The 15,520-nt window shown below is 40.4% G+C and carries 18 protein-coding genes, 1 tRNA gene and 1 other RNA gene; 4 read left to right on the plus strand and 16 right to left on the minus strand.

Annotated elements, in window-relative coordinates:
• The first annotated feature begins 61 nt into the window (after positions 1–61).
• Positions 62–520 carry a methylated-DNA--[protein]-cysteine S-methyltransferase gene (locus IGI46_RS00105; protein WP_429964349.1) on the plus strand — a complete coding sequence of 153 codons (459 nt, stop codon included), beginning with the start codon at positions 62–64 and terminating at the stop codon, positions 518–520.
• A gap of 117 nt (positions 521–637) precedes the next feature.
• On the opposite strand, the gene IGI46_RS00110 is transcribed toward IGI46_RS00105, so the two are convergent.
• The 4 genes from IGI46_RS00110 to IGI46_RS00125 all read right to left on the minus strand — a co-directional run bounded on the left by IGI46_RS00110 (position 638) and on the right by IGI46_RS00125 (position 3,436).
• A tRNA-Leu gene (locus tag IGI46_RS00110) sits at positions 638–721 on the minus strand.
• 74 nt (positions 722–795) lie between these two features.
• The gene (locus IGI46_RS00115; RefSeq protein WP_429964350.1) at positions 796–1,986 is read right to left on the minus strand and encodes an AI-2E family transporter; all 1,191 of its coding nucleotides are present in this window, start codon (positions 1,984–1,986) and stop codon (positions 796–798) included.
• A 74-nt stretch (positions 1,987–2,060) separates the two neighbouring features.
• Complete coding sequence (locus tag IGI46_RS00120; RefSeq protein ID WP_429964351.1) at positions 2,061–2,549, minus strand: LURP-one-related/scramblase family protein; 489 nt, start codon at positions 2,547–2,549, stop codon at positions 2,061–2,063.
• Positions 2,546–3,436, minus strand: coding sequence for an SPFH domain-containing protein (locus IGI46_RS00125; RefSeq protein WP_429964352.1), 891 nt, complete (start codon positions 3,434–3,436; stop codon positions 2,546–2,548). The genes IGI46_RS00120 and IGI46_RS00125 overlap by 4 nt, the downstream gene beginning before the upstream one ends.
• A gap of 189 nt (positions 3,437–3,625) precedes the next feature.
• Here IGI46_RS00125 and IGI46_RS00130 point away from each other — a divergent pair, with 189 nt between their 5' ends.
• Positions 3,626–4,756 carry an AI-2E family transporter gene (locus tag IGI46_RS00130; protein ID WP_429964353.1) on the plus strand — a complete coding sequence of 377 codons (1,131 nt, stop codon included), beginning with the start codon at positions 3,626–3,628 and terminating at the stop codon, positions 4,754–4,756.
• 48 nt (positions 4,757–4,804) lie between these two features.
• On the opposite strand, the gene IGI46_RS00135 is transcribed toward IGI46_RS00130, so the two are convergent.
• The 3 genes from IGI46_RS00135 to tadA all read right to left on the minus strand — a co-directional run bounded on the left by IGI46_RS00135 (position 4,805) and on the right by tadA (position 6,071).
• A complete protein-coding gene (locus IGI46_RS00135) occupies positions 4,805–5,308 on the minus strand; it encodes a hypothetical protein (protein WP_429964354.1) in 504 nt (167 codons plus the stop codon).
• A gap of 137 nt (positions 5,309–5,445) precedes the next feature.
• Positions 5,446–5,532, minus strand: an RNA gene (gene ffs, locus IGI46_RS00140) — signal recognition particle sRNA small type.
• Positions 5,533–5,558: 26 nt separating this feature from the next.
• Complete coding sequence (gene tadA, locus IGI46_RS00145) at positions 5,559–6,071, minus strand: tRNA adenosine(34) deaminase TadA (RefSeq protein ID WP_207704178.1); 513 nt, start codon at positions 6,069–6,071, stop codon at positions 5,559–5,561.
• Positions 6,072–6,212: 141 nt separating this feature from the next.
• Here tadA and IGI46_RS00150 point away from each other — a divergent pair, with 141 nt between their 5' ends.
• Complete coding sequence (locus IGI46_RS00150) at positions 6,213–6,599, plus strand: YxeA family protein (RefSeq protein WP_429964355.1); 387 nt, start codon at positions 6,213–6,215, stop codon at positions 6,597–6,599.
• A gap of 60 nt (positions 6,600–6,659) precedes the next feature.
• Here IGI46_RS00150 and IGI46_RS00155 read toward each other — a convergent pair whose 3' ends face one another.
• Positions 6,660–6,998, minus strand: coding sequence for a hypothetical protein (locus IGI46_RS00155; RefSeq protein WP_207704176.1), 339 nt, complete (start codon positions 6,996–6,998; stop codon positions 6,660–6,662).
• A gap of 145 nt (positions 6,999–7,143) precedes the next feature.
• Between IGI46_RS00155 and IGI46_RS00160 the strand changes: the two genes are divergently transcribed.
• Positions 7,144–7,632, plus strand: coding sequence for a GNAT family N-acetyltransferase (locus IGI46_RS00160; RefSeq protein ID WP_429964356.1), 489 nt, complete (start codon positions 7,144–7,146; stop codon positions 7,630–7,632).
• 30 nt (positions 7,633–7,662) lie between these two features.
• Here the strand turns inward: IGI46_RS00160 and IGI46_RS00165 are convergent, their stop codons facing one another.
• The 8 genes from IGI46_RS00165 to IGI46_RS00200 form a co-directional block, all read right to left on the minus strand.
• Positions 7,663–8,370: a zinc metallopeptidase gene (locus tag IGI46_RS00165; RefSeq protein WP_207704174.1), complete on the minus strand. Its 708-nt coding sequence runs from the start codon at positions 8,368–8,370 to the stop codon at positions 7,663–7,665.
• 83 nt (positions 8,371–8,453) lie between these two features.
• Positions 8,454–8,789, minus strand: a complete 336-nt coding sequence (locus tag IGI46_RS00170; protein WP_207704173.1) for a zinc ribbon domain-containing protein YjdM — start codon at positions 8,787–8,789, stop codon at positions 8,454–8,456.
• 236 nt (positions 8,790–9,025) lie between these two features.
• Positions 9,026–11,002, minus strand: coding sequence for an N-acetylglucosamine-specific PTS transporter subunit IIBC (gene nagE, locus IGI46_RS00175; RefSeq protein WP_429964358.1), 1,977 nt, complete (start codon positions 11,000–11,002; stop codon positions 9,026–9,028).
• A 3-nt stretch (positions 11,003–11,005) separates the two neighbouring features.
• Positions 11,006–11,860 (minus strand): PRD domain-containing protein, encoded by an 855-nt coding sequence (locus IGI46_RS00180; protein ID WP_207704171.1) that lies wholly within the window; start codon positions 11,858–11,860, stop codon positions 11,006–11,008.
• Positions 11,861–12,059: 199 nt separating this feature from the next.
• Positions 12,060–13,004: a DHH family phosphoesterase gene (locus IGI46_RS00185; RefSeq protein ID WP_429964359.1), complete on the minus strand. Its 945-nt coding sequence runs from the start codon at positions 13,002–13,004 to the stop codon at positions 12,060–12,062.
• Between the two features lie 12 nt (positions 13,005–13,016).
• On the minus strand, positions 13,017–14,348 hold the full coding sequence (locus tag IGI46_RS00190; protein ID WP_429964360.1) for a DRTGG domain-containing protein: 1,332 nt from the start codon (positions 14,346–14,348) through the stop codon (positions 13,017–13,019).
• A gap of 120 nt (positions 14,349–14,468) precedes the next feature.
• Positions 14,469–14,936 (minus strand): YbaK/EbsC family protein, encoded by a 468-nt coding sequence (locus IGI46_RS00195; protein WP_429972597.1) that lies wholly within the window; start codon positions 14,934–14,936, stop codon positions 14,469–14,471.
• An 88-nt stretch (positions 14,937–15,024) separates the two neighbouring features.
• The gene (locus tag IGI46_RS00200; protein WP_429972598.1) at positions 15,025–15,471 is read right to left on the minus strand and encodes a hypothetical protein; all 447 of its coding nucleotides are present in this window, start codon (positions 15,469–15,471) and stop codon (positions 15,025–15,027) included.
• Positions 15,472–15,520 lie beyond the last annotated feature (49 nt).

Consider the following 15,520-nt stretch of genomic DNA (forward strand, 5'->3'; position numbering starts at 1 on the left):
TTTTATTGGTTCTATAGTACCATAATCGTACGATAATTATTGAACAGGAGGCACTTATTCCATGAAATTTGATACTTCTTTAGGCACTCTATGGTTAGATGCTAACGAACACGCGTTAACTACTGTTTCCTACACTAAGATTTCTGAATCAAAGACGGCAAATCCAGTCATACTTGAACAAGCAAAAGAAGAAATTCTGCAGTTTCTTGATGGCCAACTAACCGCCTTCACTGTACCTTATGAATTTATTTACGGTACTTCCTTTCAACAAGAAGTTTGGCATGCCCTTGCCCAAATTCCTTATGGCAAAACATGTTGCTATCAGGATATCGCGGAACAAATCCAACGACCGAAAGCGGTTCGTGCAATCGGCCAAGCCAATCGAAAAAATCCCTTACCGATTATTATTCCCTGCCATCGAGTCATCGGAAAGGGTGGCCAACTCACTGGCTACTCCGGATCAAGTGCAGAAGGCCTAGCTATTAAGCAGCAGCTGTTAACAGTTGAGCAGAATGAATAAAAAAACGAATTACATTAGGACAGCTTTTCATCCATAGGTAGGATGAAGCGAGCTGGTACTAATTGTAATTCGTTTTTTCTATCAAGATACTGTGTAAAATAAAGTCTTTTTATTCAATGCGGCCGAGAAGACTCGAACTTCCACGGTATTTCTACCACTAGCGCCTGAAGCTAGCGCGTCTGCCAATTCCGCCACGACCGCATGAATCTAGAGTAAATCAAAGACAGACATTTTGCAATGATTTTTATCCTAAAACTAGTCAAAATCTGAAATATTTAGTCGTTAATATATTCATCCTGTGAAAATTCAGTGTCTTCATATTCGCCATCATCCTTGCCATAATATCGATTATACCGCTGTTTGAATTTGCGAAATAAGAATACGCCGAAAGCTTTGATAATTGCATATGTCGGCACTCCAAAAACTAAACCGAATAGACCAAACAGATTCCCCATCACCAATAAAACCAATACTATTGTCACTGGATGAACCCTTAGCTGTTCGCCTAATACCTTAGGCTCAATTACATTACCGTTGAGCACCTGTTCAATAATCCAGACAACAATTAATGCCAACAACAATTGAAAAGATTCCAGCAACGCAATCACCGCACAGGGAATAAATGCAATGAAAGGTCCTATATATGGGATAAAAGAAGTGATGGTCACTAATAATGACAAGGGTAACGCGTAAGGCATGCCAATAATTAGAAAACCAATAAAGACGATTAAACCGTTCGCTAAAGCTACAATAAACTGCCCTTTCAAATAGTTGCCTACCTGAATATCAAGAATTCCCCCCAGTTCATTGGCATCTTCTCGGAATTTTGGCGGCATCAGCTTGAGAAAGTAATGCTTAAACTTCTTTGCATCCTTTAATAGGAAGAAGGCAATAATTGGTGCTGTCAGCAAGATGATAAAAAAGCCGCTGACGGTTGAAAAAAGATCACCAACAAATTGTTGAATGTCACCTAGAGAATCAGATAAAATATTAATAACCTGTCCCACTACATCTTCTAACGAGCCAAAAAATTCTTGCGCTGGTTCTTCAAACATCGTTCCAGCAACAAAATTCTGAACCGTATTATTGAAGTTATCAACATGCTGTGGAAAATCGTTTACCAAGCTAAGCGTTTGACTATAGATTCTAGGAACTGCCCAGATTCCGAAGGCGACAAGTAGTAGAACCAGAGTTAAGCCAATACCAATAATCGTATAAATTCGCTTAACACCTTTCACCTCAAAGTAGTTAACAATTGGGTCCAGTAAATAGTACAAGATCAATGCCAATAACACGGGAGCAAACAACGTTCCTAGAATAATTCCTACTGGCTCAAAAATGAAGCGCACCAAGTAGAAAATGAAGATTAAGGCCCCTAACAGTACACCAGCTATTAAAGTAAAAATTAAGTTGCGGCCACCGATAAATTGGATCCAGCGGGTCGCTTTTGTCGAAGGTCGTTCCATTTTTTATCAAATCCTTTTTCTTTCATTGTAACGAAACAATTACCATCCCACAAAAAAAAGGCCTATAACCGGCCTTAACTATTGTTAGATGCTCGTTCATCCTCTTTCACTCGATCAATTGCAATCACTAAAGAGATGATTAGATGTTCATACGATTCATCTAAAATAGTCACCTCATAAGTATCTCCCCAAGAAATCCAGCGTTTATTAATGTCCGCAATTCGACGCCCATTTTTCTCCACAATGAAATCCATATCCCACCAGTTTCCTTCCACCGACATTCCTTCTGCCTCAATAGAATACTGCGCCTTGAGAAATGTTAGGTGTTTAGAGATTTCAATCATGTCTTGACCATCAATTTCTACAAAGAATTTTGGTAACAAACTAATAGTTTTTTTAGTAATTTTACTGATTTCTCTCCCCTGTTCATCTTCAATTCGGAAAGTCTTCGGAATTCTCAAGAAACTTCCTTCTACGTAATAGCGAGGATTTTGCTGATCATCCATAATGGTGAATTTTTCACTGATGCTAAAAACCTTTTGCTTAATATACAGCTTCTTCATTTGTTGCCTCCTGTCTTAGACTTATCGCTCATGTCCCCAGTATTGATGACCGGCTGTGTCCCTTTATCGGTAATAATTGAAACCAGCAGATTATTGATTAATTGGACTTTGCGATCATCTGTAAAATGGATATCCTGCCCATCCTCAATTTGCTCAAGAGCCATCTGAGTCATCGTTACCGCTCCTTCAACGATCGTTTGGCGAGCTGAAAGAATGGCCCGGGCTTGCTGACGCTGCAGCATTGCATTCGCAATTTCAGTTGCATAGGCTAAGTGATTTAAGCGTGTTTCAATCACTTCTACGCCGGCAATCGCCAAACGTTCCTGTAATTCCTTGGCTAATTCCTCAGAAACCTTGGTGGTGTTGCCTCGTAAAGTCAAATCGTCATCATTAAAGGTATCGTAAGGGTATTGAGAGGCAATGTGGCGAATCGCCGTTTCGCTTTGAATCTCAACAAAATCTAAGTAATAATCGACATCAAACAATGCTTTGGCCGTATCAACAACCTTATAAACAACCACTGCGGAAATTTCAATAGGATTTCCATCTGAATCATTTACTTTCAATAGAGAACTGTTAAAGTTGCGCACCTTCATAGAGACTTTAATTTTCTGCGTCAAAGGAGTGGTTACAAACAGACCGTTGCCTTTGATCGTTCCTACATATTTTCCAAAAAACAGTACGGCTTTGGCTTGATTTGGACTGACAATAGTTAGGGAGCTAATGAATAAGAAGGAGATTATCCATAAAGCTATTGCTAAAATAATTAAACCGATTTGATTCCGGCTGCTTCCCAAATAGATAAACCAAACTCCAGCGATCATAATCAAAATTAAAACAAACAACGCTGCATACCCGTTAACGTGAAAGGCTTTTTTTTCTCTCACCTGCAACACCTCCAACTAATTTCTTTCAGTGTACTCCTAACCTTAACCAGATTCAATGAAATAACTGTTCTCAAACTTATTGAAAAAAGAATAGAAAGCTTCCCGAACTTTCTCTTTAATTTCTTAAAAAAGATTTTTTCATTGCATAATAAATGATAAGATGAAGCTATCATATAAAAGGAGGCTATTATGCTCTCACGTTTCAAACAGTCTAAATTGTTCTTCTGGACAGCCGAAATCGTCTTGACGATTATCGGAATTTACTTTATTTTGCAAATGCCTAATATCTTTGAACCTGTTTTAGGCATGCTTTCAGCAGTGGTACTGCCCTTATTGGTAGCTGGATTTCTCTATTATATGTTCGATCCCATCGTCGTATTCTTAGAAAAGCGTGGTATTCCTCGTGTCTTCGGCTTTTTAATTTCTTTTGTGGTAATTGCGATTATTATTGTTTTGGCAGCAATGAACGTAATTCCGCAGTTAATTGAGCAAACGGTTCAGTTAACTCAAAACTTACCGGTATATGCTGAAGAAACTGGAAAATGGATGACTGAGCTGGCCCAGCGGGAGGAGTTCAAGAACTTCAATTTGGAAGAACAGCTGGCTTCTGCTAACCTGACGATTAATAACTTGATTAATTTAGCAATCGTTAGTGTGACCTCCAGTCTGTCACGAATTGTTAGTGTAGCCATGCAGTTTTTCGTGCTGCTATTTACCGTTCCATTCATTTTGATCTTTATGTTCAAGGATGGTCACAAGTTTCTTGATGCGATATCACAATTTTTCCCTTTAACCATTCGGAAAGAGTTACGTCAGACGGTCCGGGAATTAAATGAAACTCTGTCTGCTTATATCAGCAGTACGGTGTTAGATGCGTTTATTATTGGGATTTTGAGCTTCATTGCTATGACTATTTTTAAACAACCTTATAGTTTATTATTGGCGATCTTCTGTGGTGTGACCAATATTATTCCTTATGTTGGACCATTTATTGGTGCGGTACCAGCAGTTATTGTAGGATTTTTTGTCTCACCTTTGCAGGCTTTGTACATGGGGCTTTCTGTTTTAGTGATTCAGCAGTTGGATGGAAACTTAATCAAACCATTGTTGTTTGGTAAATCTTTGAATATTCACCCCCTTACTATTATCTTAGTGTTAATCGGTGCGGGAAGTGTGGCCGGAATCCTTGGTATGCTGATATGTATTCCAGTTTATGCGGTAATCAAAACCTTGATTATTAATATCCATAAGATTTATCATATTCGTCGAGAAAGTCAGCTGCTTAAAGATGATACGAATTCTTCAAATACTTTACAGTAATAAATAAGAAACCCGTGAAATCCAAGTAGATTTCACGGGTTTCTTTGTTTAAAAGCTGCCATAGCAGTCTTTCGAAATAATCTGTCCTGTATCTTTTTCATAGCGAATATTGATCGAAATGTAGCCGCCATCCTCAAAATCTTTCTCCCAGTCAGCGTCCACAATCGACGGACGGGTAGCATCTCCTTTGTTGGTAAAGGTTCTAGTTGGTGGTCCTACAGCTTCCACAAGCTCTTCATAAGAATCACCATGAGAATAGGTTTCAATCGATGTTTCGTCATCCTCGTCGTACTCCACATTGGTGGTTGCTACTTGGATGTTTTCATAAGTACCGCGGTCCCAGTTTTTCACTTCATCGATGTAATCCAACGCTTCGTCTTCTTCCCAATACTCCTCGTTTGCATAGTCATTGGATGCTATTGAGCTGGAGGAGTTAAGCAGATCACTGTCAGAAACAGCTATCCCCAAAATAATAAGCGCAATTCCGGCTGCTATACTTAAACGCGGATATTTCCCCGACCATGTTTGTTTTTTAGGCGTTGCTTTTTTCATTGTATTAGTCGCCCCTTCACTTTTTCATTTCTAATTGCTGCCAATACCCTTCAACTTCATAATAGTATAAGAAAAGCAGGTAACGCAATCTTTTTTCGAAAAAAAAAACAGGCCTCAGCCTGTTGGATGATTGTCTATTTAATTTCAGACACATGCCGGATCCTGCTTAGTGCTGCTTCCTTCCAGATCTGACACAATTCACAAGCCCGACATTGTCCTAGCCTTTCGGCAAAAATTAGTATAACAAATTCTAGTCTTCTTGGCTAGTCTTTTTCATTTGTTTTTTCTTTTCTCGTAAATGCTGAAAAAAATTAGTTAGTAATTTTCCGCAGGTTTCTTCTAAAATACCGCCTTCTACGTAGGCTCGATGATTAAATCTTTCATCTGTTAATAAATTCATTAAGGTCCCAGCTGTTCCGCCTTTTGGATCAAATGCACCAAAATAGACTTCCTCTATCCTCGACAAGATCATTGCACCGCTGCACATAGGACAGGGCTCCAGGGTGACAAACAGTTGGCATTCTTCTAAGCGCCAGCTGTCCAAACCTTTGCAAGCTTCACGGATCGCGAACATTTCAGCATGACTAGTCGCATCCTGACTGTGCTCCCGCAGATTATGGCCACGACCAATGATTTCTTTATTATGTACAATAATCGCTCCAATTGGTACCTCCGCAATCCTCTCAGCCTTCTGAGCTTCCTTAATTGCTTCTTGCATGTACTCATTTTTTTCTTCTTCAGTAAATGAACTGATTCGTTCCACACGCTTCACCTCGTTTTTAACTTTAGCATATTTTACGCAAAAGTCAGTAAAAATTTTACGATATTCAGACTTATGACTGATTTTAAAAAAACTTCTTGGTTGTATGATAAAGGTAGAGTGTTTTAGCAAGGAGGGGCGAGCATGAGAAAATATAAATACGGACTTCTTTTCCTTCTATTTGTAGTAAGCTTCTTATTGATACAGCCTCACTTAACCAAGGACTGTGTCCATCGCTGGGCCTCAACCGCTGACCACCTCAATCCTTTCGTCAAAGAAGAGAAGGTTTATATCAGAACGGCTCACAGCTCTGATTCGGTTATCGCACGTACTACCCAGGAAGAACCAGTCTACGTTACCACCAGCTATGACAATTATGGGCAAGCTAGAAAAATCAGCTACCAGAAATTTAATAAACATGTTGCTTCCGGACGTTATCTAGAAGTGGTCACCAAAGGACAAAACGTTCGCAGTTGGCGAGAGATTTTACCAGCTCAAGTTCCCGTAAAGGCACGTGATCAGTTGCGTTAGCTTTAAACATAAAGACACCTGTTGCCAGCTTAGTACTCGCTGGTAACAGGTGTTTATTCATTAATCGATTACGTTTTCCACAAAGCCCATAATCTTATCTTTCAAATCATCCGTGGTTTCTTTGATGGAATCACCGTATACCGAGACACGTTTCTTCCCATCTTTGATCTTACCAAGGATGTTCATCAGGTTGTCTAAATCATCGTCAGATAGCTTGTCGACGATGTCCATTACTTTCTCATTGCCGTCGAATTTATCACTCACAAACTTTTTCACTTTATGGCGATTCGAAACATGACGGGCCTTGTCCAGAATCTTGCCAGAGGCAATCACTGCTGTGGCAACGCTAGCTACCGCAATGACACTTACACCGATCTTAATTTTCGTTGCTCTTTTCATGGGTATCAGCTCCTTTATTTGCTAATTTAATCATACCACACTCTAAAGATGAACAATAATAAGAACTCTCTCTTTTTTACTTTGAAAGTAATAGTAGTTAATTCTCGTTCGGCTTGCTATACTGAATAGAAAAAAAGGAACAATTATGATCATTAACGAATGTCTTGCCTCTCATCCAAAATTCCAACAAGCCAAACAATACAGCTTAAAGCACTTGTCAACAATTGATGGCGAAGGAATTATTGATCACGAAGCCTTCGACCTTTCCCAAAAAGTCTATTTAGCTACCTTAAACGATCAAATTATCGGCTTCCTGTTAATCGCAGAGGAGGGACTGTTGGAAAAATTAGCGAAGGACAATTTATTCGAACCACAACCACTGAAGGGACTGTTAATTCAACAGTTATTTGTTGATCCTGATTTTCGCAAACGTGGCGTCGCCCAGGCACTTCTAGCCGCAGCAGAGCAGTTGGGAGAGGCTCTTTATCTCTATGTCAGCGATAAGAATCAGTTAGCCAAAAATTTCTATGCTCAAAGGGGATTCGTCCCTATCGGCGTATATGAAACGCCACAACACAATGATTTTAGCAATTTCAAAGCATTTTTATTAATGAAGCCTACAAAAAAGCTGTAAACATCCTAATTAGATGCTTACAGCTTTTGTTTAATTTCGATTGCGATTGCCACCAAATAGTAGAATTAGACGCAGCAATTGCAAGAAGGTTGCTAAGGCTGCCGCAACGTAAGTCATTGCAGCGGCTGTCAGTACTTTACGAGCTGCTTGTAATTCATCTGGTTCCAGCATGTTGCCATCTCGCAAAATCGCTAGTGCCCGTCGAGAAGCATCAAATTCCACTGGTAAAGTAACCAATTGGAAAACCAACGCTAACGAAAAGGCTGCGATCCCGATATTAATCAGTGTTGAGTTCCAACTCATGAATACTCCAATCAAAATAATTGGAAAAGCAATCGTTGAACCAAAATTAGCAACTGGCACAATTGCGTGTCGAATTCTCAAGGGAGCATACCCCTTCGCATCTTGTACTGCATGACCACATTCATGGGCAGCAACACCAATTGCAGCAACTGAAGTAGATTGTGCAGTGGCTTCTGACAAGCTTAACATCTTGTTTCCACTGTTATAATTATCCGTTAGATCCCCTGCGATCTGCTGTACACCGACATCGTTGATTCCCTGATTTTGCAAAATATACTGGGCAGCTCGTGTTCCAGTCAGTCCGTTACGACTGCGCACTTCGTCATATTTACGAAATGTGGAATTGACATAAGCTGAAGCAGCACCGCTAATCACCAATCCGAGGATAACTAAAAAGAAAGTCGGATCAAAGAATCCAAATCCATAGCCGTACATATACATTTCCCCTATCTTATCTTTCTATTAATAGTGTAACAGAAAGCAATGAAAAAAGTGTGAAGCTGGCCCTAAGAAACTCTCTAGAGCTTTTTAACAAATTCAGATTTCAATTTCATAGGACCAAAGCCATCCACTTTGCAGTCGATATCATGGTCGCCTTCAACTAAGCGAATATTTTTGACTTTTGTTCCTTGTTTAATCGGATTAGAAGCCCCTTTCACTTTCAAATCCTTAATCACTGTAACGCTGTCGCCATCCTGTAAAAGGTTGCCGTTGCTGTCTTTGACAACGAGTCCTTCTTCAGCAGACGCCTCTGCGTCTTCTTTCCACTCATGTCCACATTCCGGGCATACAAACATATTGCGGTCCTCGTACGTATATTCTGATTGGCATAGCGGGCAATTTGGTAATGACATGTCTTGTCTCCTTTTTTATTTGATGCTTTATTTTAGCGAAAAAAGCCCTCTTTGAAAAGGGCTGCTCTCACTTTCTTTCGGTTTTGCACGAACTCACTCTATTTAACTTATGCAACAAAGCTAGTTTGTCCAGCCGGACATCCTAAAGATTGCCATCATTAGCTAAGCGTCAATATTGGTGAATTCTCTCTATGCTAAAAAAAGACGGCTTCCCTCTAAAGAAAGCCGTCCTTCTCTTATTTACTAACTAATTCGCCAACAATATCATTCGCACTTACTTCTTTTGCTGCTTCAATCGTCAACTGTTCTACTTTTTCACCATTTGTAAAGGCAACAATCATGTCGGTTTTCTTTCCAGCCGCTTTAATTGCTTCCAAATCGGCTTGAGCGATCATTTGACCGCGTCCAACCTGTTGTCCCGCTTTTACATAAACAGTAAACGGTGTTCCGCCAAGATCCACTGTGTCTAATCCCATGTGAAGCAATACTTCAACACCCGTAGGAGTAGTAATTCCTACCGCATGTTTCGTTGGGAATACACTGGAGATCGTACCAGCTACTGGTGAAAAAATTTCGCCAGATACTGGTAAAACTGCATAGCCATCACCCATCATTTTCTCTGAAAAGACATCATCAGAAACTTCAGTAATCGGTAGTAATTTACCATTGGCTACTGCAAATAATTCTTGATTCTTCGACACTGCTTCTACAGCTACTTTCTCAACAGCGGCATTCGCTGTTCCAGCAGCGCCGTGATGCAGACGATTCATTTCGTCGGCTACAAATTGTACTTCCGTTCCGACGATTACTTGAATATTTTTATCATCAATCACCTTCAGACCAGGTACTCCAGTTGCTTTAATCTTGCTTTGGTCAACAGCACCAGTATCTTGTACTTGCATACGAAGACGAGTTGTACAATTGTCAATTGTCGTTACATTGGTAGCCCCACCTAGTGCATCATAAATCTTTTGCGCCATTACAGCATGTTTGCTATCTCCAGTAGTATCAATATCTGGCATTTCTTCTCCATCACCTTCTTCACGTCCTGGAGTCATTAGGTTGAACTTAGTGATAGCAAAACGGAAACCAAAGTAATAAATGCAGGCAAAAACCAAGCCTTGTAAAATCAACATCAGCGGTTGGTTTGCCACTGGGTTTTTCAAGGATAAGAAATAATCAACAAATCCTGCACTGAAGGCAAAACCAGCTGTCCATTGGAAGAATGCACTTACTGCTAAAGACAATCCAGTGAAAATAGCATGCAGGACATATACAGGCCATGCAACAAACATGAAAGAAAATTCCAGAGGTTCAGTAACACCTGTAAAGAAGGAAGCAAACGCCGCTGCAATCATTAAAGAAGCCGTTACTTTTTTCTTTTCAGGTCTTGCACATTGATAAATCGCTAATGCTCCTGCTGGTAAACCGAACATCATCACTGGGAAAAAGCCAGCCTGATACATACCAGTTTTCCCTACAATTGCTAAACCTTCATCAATAGCTTGCTGACCAGCTAAGAAATTCCCGATATCGTTGATTCCTGCTACATCAAACCAGAAAACAGAGTTTAATGCATGGTGCAGCCCTGTAGGTATGAGCAGCCGATTAAATAGCCCATACAAGCCAGCCCCGATAAATCCTAAACCAGAGATTCCTTCACCTAGTGTTACTAGCACGTTGTAAACTACTGGCCATATGAACAATAGGGCCCCAGAAATCACTAACATTCCTACTGCTGACATGATAGGTACTAGCCGTTTTCCGCTAAAGAACGACAAGGCCATTGGGAGTTTTACTCCACTAAAGCGATTGTACATTTCCGCTGCGGTAAGACCCGCAATAATCCCTACAAATACATTATTCCCCATACTGTTAAATGCAGGATTTACATCTGCGATATCTCCAAGGCCTAGTAATAACTGAACTGAGGCCGAAGCTAAAACTGCTTTAGGTACTAAGTATGCAACCAGCCCTGCTAGAGCAGCAGCTCCATCTTTATCTTTCGACATCCCTAACGCTAATCCGACTGAAAACAGCAATGCCAAATTGTCTAAAATTGCCAATCCACTATTCATCAAGAAAGTGGTAGCTGCATTGGATACACCCATTCCCACAATCCAGTTAGCGATCCCTACTAAAATTGATGCTGCTGGTAAAACAGCCACCGGTAGCATCAATGAACGACCCATTCGCTGCATATAAGCTTTCATTATTTATTCTTCCCCTTTAAAATCATTTTTTGCCCCCCGCAATCGCTCTACATGAATCGCTAGATACCCTAACTCCTCTGTAGTGATTGCCAGCTGATAATTTTTCATTAAAAAAACTCGAATCTTTTTAGCAATTTGGTAGCTTTCCGTATACTTGCTGCGAACCATCTCAATAATATCCATGTCTAGAGAAGCATAGCGCTGTTTTTGATACCGCTGCAAAAGTAAACGCAGGTGGTTAGCTAAACGAGAATAATCTAAGGCCATTTCCTTTGAATAGATATCAACACCCACCTCTTCGGCAATAATGTTGATGACTTCAGAAATGATCGTCACTTCACGAATACTAGAGTAATTATTGCTTTTCCCCATACGAGCACTGTGAATATGAATGGCAATATAACCCGCTTCGTCGTAGCCATAAGGAATGCTTAACGTGCGATTTAGATAATCCACTGCCCATTGTGCGATAGCAAATTCTTCATTGTACAGAACCTCAATTTCACTTAACAACTTATTACGAATGACAATGCCATTGGTGATATTTTGTGCCGCAAAAGCAATGTGATCCGTGAGTGCAACAAAAATATGCTCGTTTAATTTTTCCATTAGGACGGTTTCCGCATGATCGATAATATGCTCAGCCGCAAAGAAATACTTCTCATCAATTTGATTCAATAAGTTCTGTAACTTTTGCTGTCCTTCCGGCTCCATAACGAACAAATGCTCGACATCCTTAGGAAAAATCAAGTCATTCTTTTGCTTGCTGAAGCCTACCCCTTTGCCTATAGCTACCTTCTCTTCCCCATGATCATCTACCAACACTGCATTTTGATTCAAAATCTTTTTAATTTTCATACTCTTCCTCATTCTGCAGAATTTTTCACTATTTCAACTAGTTCTTGGCCAAAGAAAAAGACATGGAAGAAACACAAGGTCGCTTCCTTGTGAGTTCCTTCCATGCCTAGTATGATCTAGTCACATGAAACAGTATTTGTTAACAATTCTAATTGTATAGACCAATAACCATTTTGTCAACCGCTTTCTTGAAAAAAATTTAACGCTTAAATTCTGCACACAAAGCCTGTAATTCTCGATAGATTTCCGCTCGCTCTTTATCATCATGAGCATTGGCACCACTGGCTAAGGGATGTCCGCCGCCGTGATGTTTTTTAGCTAACTCATTGATAACCGGCCCTTTTGAACGCAATCGTACACGGTAGTAGCCTTCTGGTTGTTCAACAAACAACCCCCAAGCAAGCACATGATCAATCACTCCAGGCAAAGGAACCAACGAAGAGGTTTCCGAATCCACAATATCATATTTTTTCATAATTTCTTGGCTCAATACAACTTGTCCCGCACCATTTTCATCTACTTCTAAATTCTGATACAGATAACCTGAAAGTTTTGCGACCTTCAAGGAAATCTGTTCAATTTCACGATTCAGCTTAGTCGCGTCAAAGTCATGATCTACCAATTTAGCTGCTACTCTCAGCGTATGTGATGTAGTAGCTGGATACAAGAACCGTCCTGTATCACCCACAATACCACCATACAAAAGACGAGCTGCATTTTCATTTAATTTCAGATCCTGATCAAAGGCAAAATCTGCAATCATCTCACTGCAGCTGCTCGCTTTAGTGTTCACCCAGACAATATCGCCATAGGGATCATCGTTGGGATGGTGATCAATTTTAATCAGCTTGTCACCTAAAGAAAAGCGTTTATCACTGACTCTTGGTGAGTTGGCAGTGTCAGTTACAATTACTAAAGCATCTTGATACAAACGATCTTCGATAGTTTCCATCTCAGCTAAAAATTCTAGCCCTTCGACTGATCCGCCAACTTGGTAAACTTCCTTTTCAGGAAAATTGTAGCGCAGGATTTCCGCCAGTCCAACCTGAGAACCAAGGGCATCTGGATCTGGACGTTGGTGTCGATGGATAATAATCCGGTCATATTCCTTAATTGCTGCACTAATTGCTTCCATTGTTTTCATAGTATCCTCTTTCTAAGAACGCTCCATTACTTGGCAAACCACTAAGGCCTTAGCCACAATCACATTATCAATGTAGACTTCCAAATCTAATTTCGCTGAACGGCGACCAAATTCAAATATTTTCGTTCGAATTTCAATTTCGCTTTCCAACTGAATGAGACGTAAATAATGCAGGTTCATCTGCTCAATTAAAGTATTCCGTCGTTGATCAATCATCAAAGTACGTTGGGCCACATTGGCTAGCAGCTCACTTAATACCCCAAATGAAATCGTTCCGACACTATTGACCATTTGCGGACTAACCTCGAATTTAAAATAAGGTACATCTAACGGATTACCTTCTCGGTCGCTATCAATCATCACGATATCACCAACAATCTGGTCCGAAATGGTGTTAGACATCTGCGGCTGTCGCTGAACCAGTTGCATTGCCTTCATAACATCCTGGCGGCTAACCATCCCCAATAAGGTTAAATCATCTTTGACTACTGGCATCATTTCCAGTCCATCCCAGATCATGCGATGGCTGACAGAAGCCACACTCATATTCGTTTTAACCACGATCGGTTCTCTGGTCATCACCCGATCAAGCAGCTGATTGTCTGCTTTGCCTAAAATATCCTTGGCAGTCACGATGCCTATTACCCGCATATTTTTGTTTACAACTGGAAAACGTGAATGGCCAGTCTCATCAGATAATGCTTGATAACTAGCAATCGGTTCGCCTGCCTGCAAATAATGAGTCTTTTCTAAAGGCATGTAAATATCGCTGACCTGCATGATATCTTTTTTAATTAGCTGGTCGCTTAACGCACGGTTAATCATTGTAGCTACAGTAAAGGAGTCATAGGTCGTACGTAAAACCGGCAATTCCAATTCATCCGCCAACTGCGAAATTTCTGGTTCTGTGTCAAATCCTCCAGTAATCAAAACAGCTGCGCCGTCTTTTAAAGCCAATCGTTGCGCACCTAACCGGTTTCCTACGATCAATAATGATCCCGGTGTAATATAGCGCTGCATTGCTTCTTCTGTCATTGCCCCAATAACAAATTTATTTAGATCTTTATCTAATCCACTGGCACCGCCTAAAACGTCGCCTTCAATAATTCGAACCACTTCACCAAAGGTTAAGCGTTCAATATTTTTCTTTAATTTGCGTTCGATTCGGATCGTCCCCACCCGCTGAATCGTCGAAACCAATCCGATATTCTCCGCGTCCTTGATGGCCCGATAAGCCGTTCCTTCACTGACACTCAAATTCTTGGCAATGCTGCGGACTGAGATGCGCTCACCCACGGGCAAACTTTCAATGTGTTCTAAAATTAAATCATGTTTAGTTGCCACTGCTACTCCTCCTGTTTTCCTTTTCCATTAGTACAGTTTCATCTTTTTTAGTATAACAGAAGGGGTCAAAAAAAAGAAGTCGCCTGCAAGTTTTACAACTAAACAACTGACTTCCACTGATTATTTCACTATATTTTCAATTTCAGGGTGTAACAGTTCCAATAAATCATTCGCAGCTAATTCAACAGCTTTGCCAATTTCACCGCTAGAAACAATCACCTGTTCATACTCCCGAATGCTATCATCAAAAACCATTGAGTATTCAGGATGATTTAAATGAATGCCGATTGGTGTATTCGCTCCATGTTCGTATCCAGTATGTTCCAATACAAATTCCATTGGCGGTAAGCCGATTTTACGGTTCCCAGTTGCTTTCGCCGCTTTCTTATAATCCACTCGTGCATCCAAGGGAACAACTGCGATTATTACGCCCGTCTTATTCCCTTTCATAACTAGCGTCTTAAAGATTTTGTTGTGATCCGCAGGTTCTTCAGTTAAGACTGCAGTTCCATCCGCTTGCTCGACTGGCAGCTCATGGACAGTAAAATGAATCCCTTTTTGGGTTAAATAGGCTTCTACTTGATTCACTATTTTTTCTCCTTCCAAAGCACCTCAGGATAAAATGCTCCCGATTGCTAGTGTCTGCTTTTATAGATTTTTTCACGGAATCTGATCATTAAAGCCAAGTCAAACTTTCGAATTCCGTCGTTGTCAATCCAAATTTCTCAAAGGAGTTTGCAAGAATTTCTTTTAAATCAGCATTTTTATCATCCGTTGCTCTTATCAGAACATCGACGCCCGCAGGAGTTACCAAAGAAGCTTCAAAACGAATGACCAGAATTGTTTCGTTCTTGCCTGCCACAGACCAATGACTCCGCAATAATTTCAAAAGACCTTTCCCACGCCATTCAAACCCATTTTTAACAACCGTATCTATCCCAACAATAGATTTACGTTTGCCATTTGGCTTTTGATACTCTACTAAATCCAGCAGGCGCTCAGTTTCATCGCTAATCGCACGATAGGTGATGGAGGGATTGAGTCGTTTCCCTGAAAGCCACATAGGGAAATTCGACGCTTGAATCAACCATTTACCTTGAATGTCACTTACTGTATTTTCCATAGAATCCTCCACTGATTAACTGAGCCAATTTCTTAATTATCAGCCCTTA

The sequence above is a fragment of the Enterococcus sp. AZ163 genome, from assembly GCF_050498925.1.
In the GTDB taxonomy this organism is placed as follows: Bacteria; Bacillota; Bacilli; order Lactobacillales; family Enterococcaceae; genus Enterococcus_A; species Enterococcus_A ferrettii.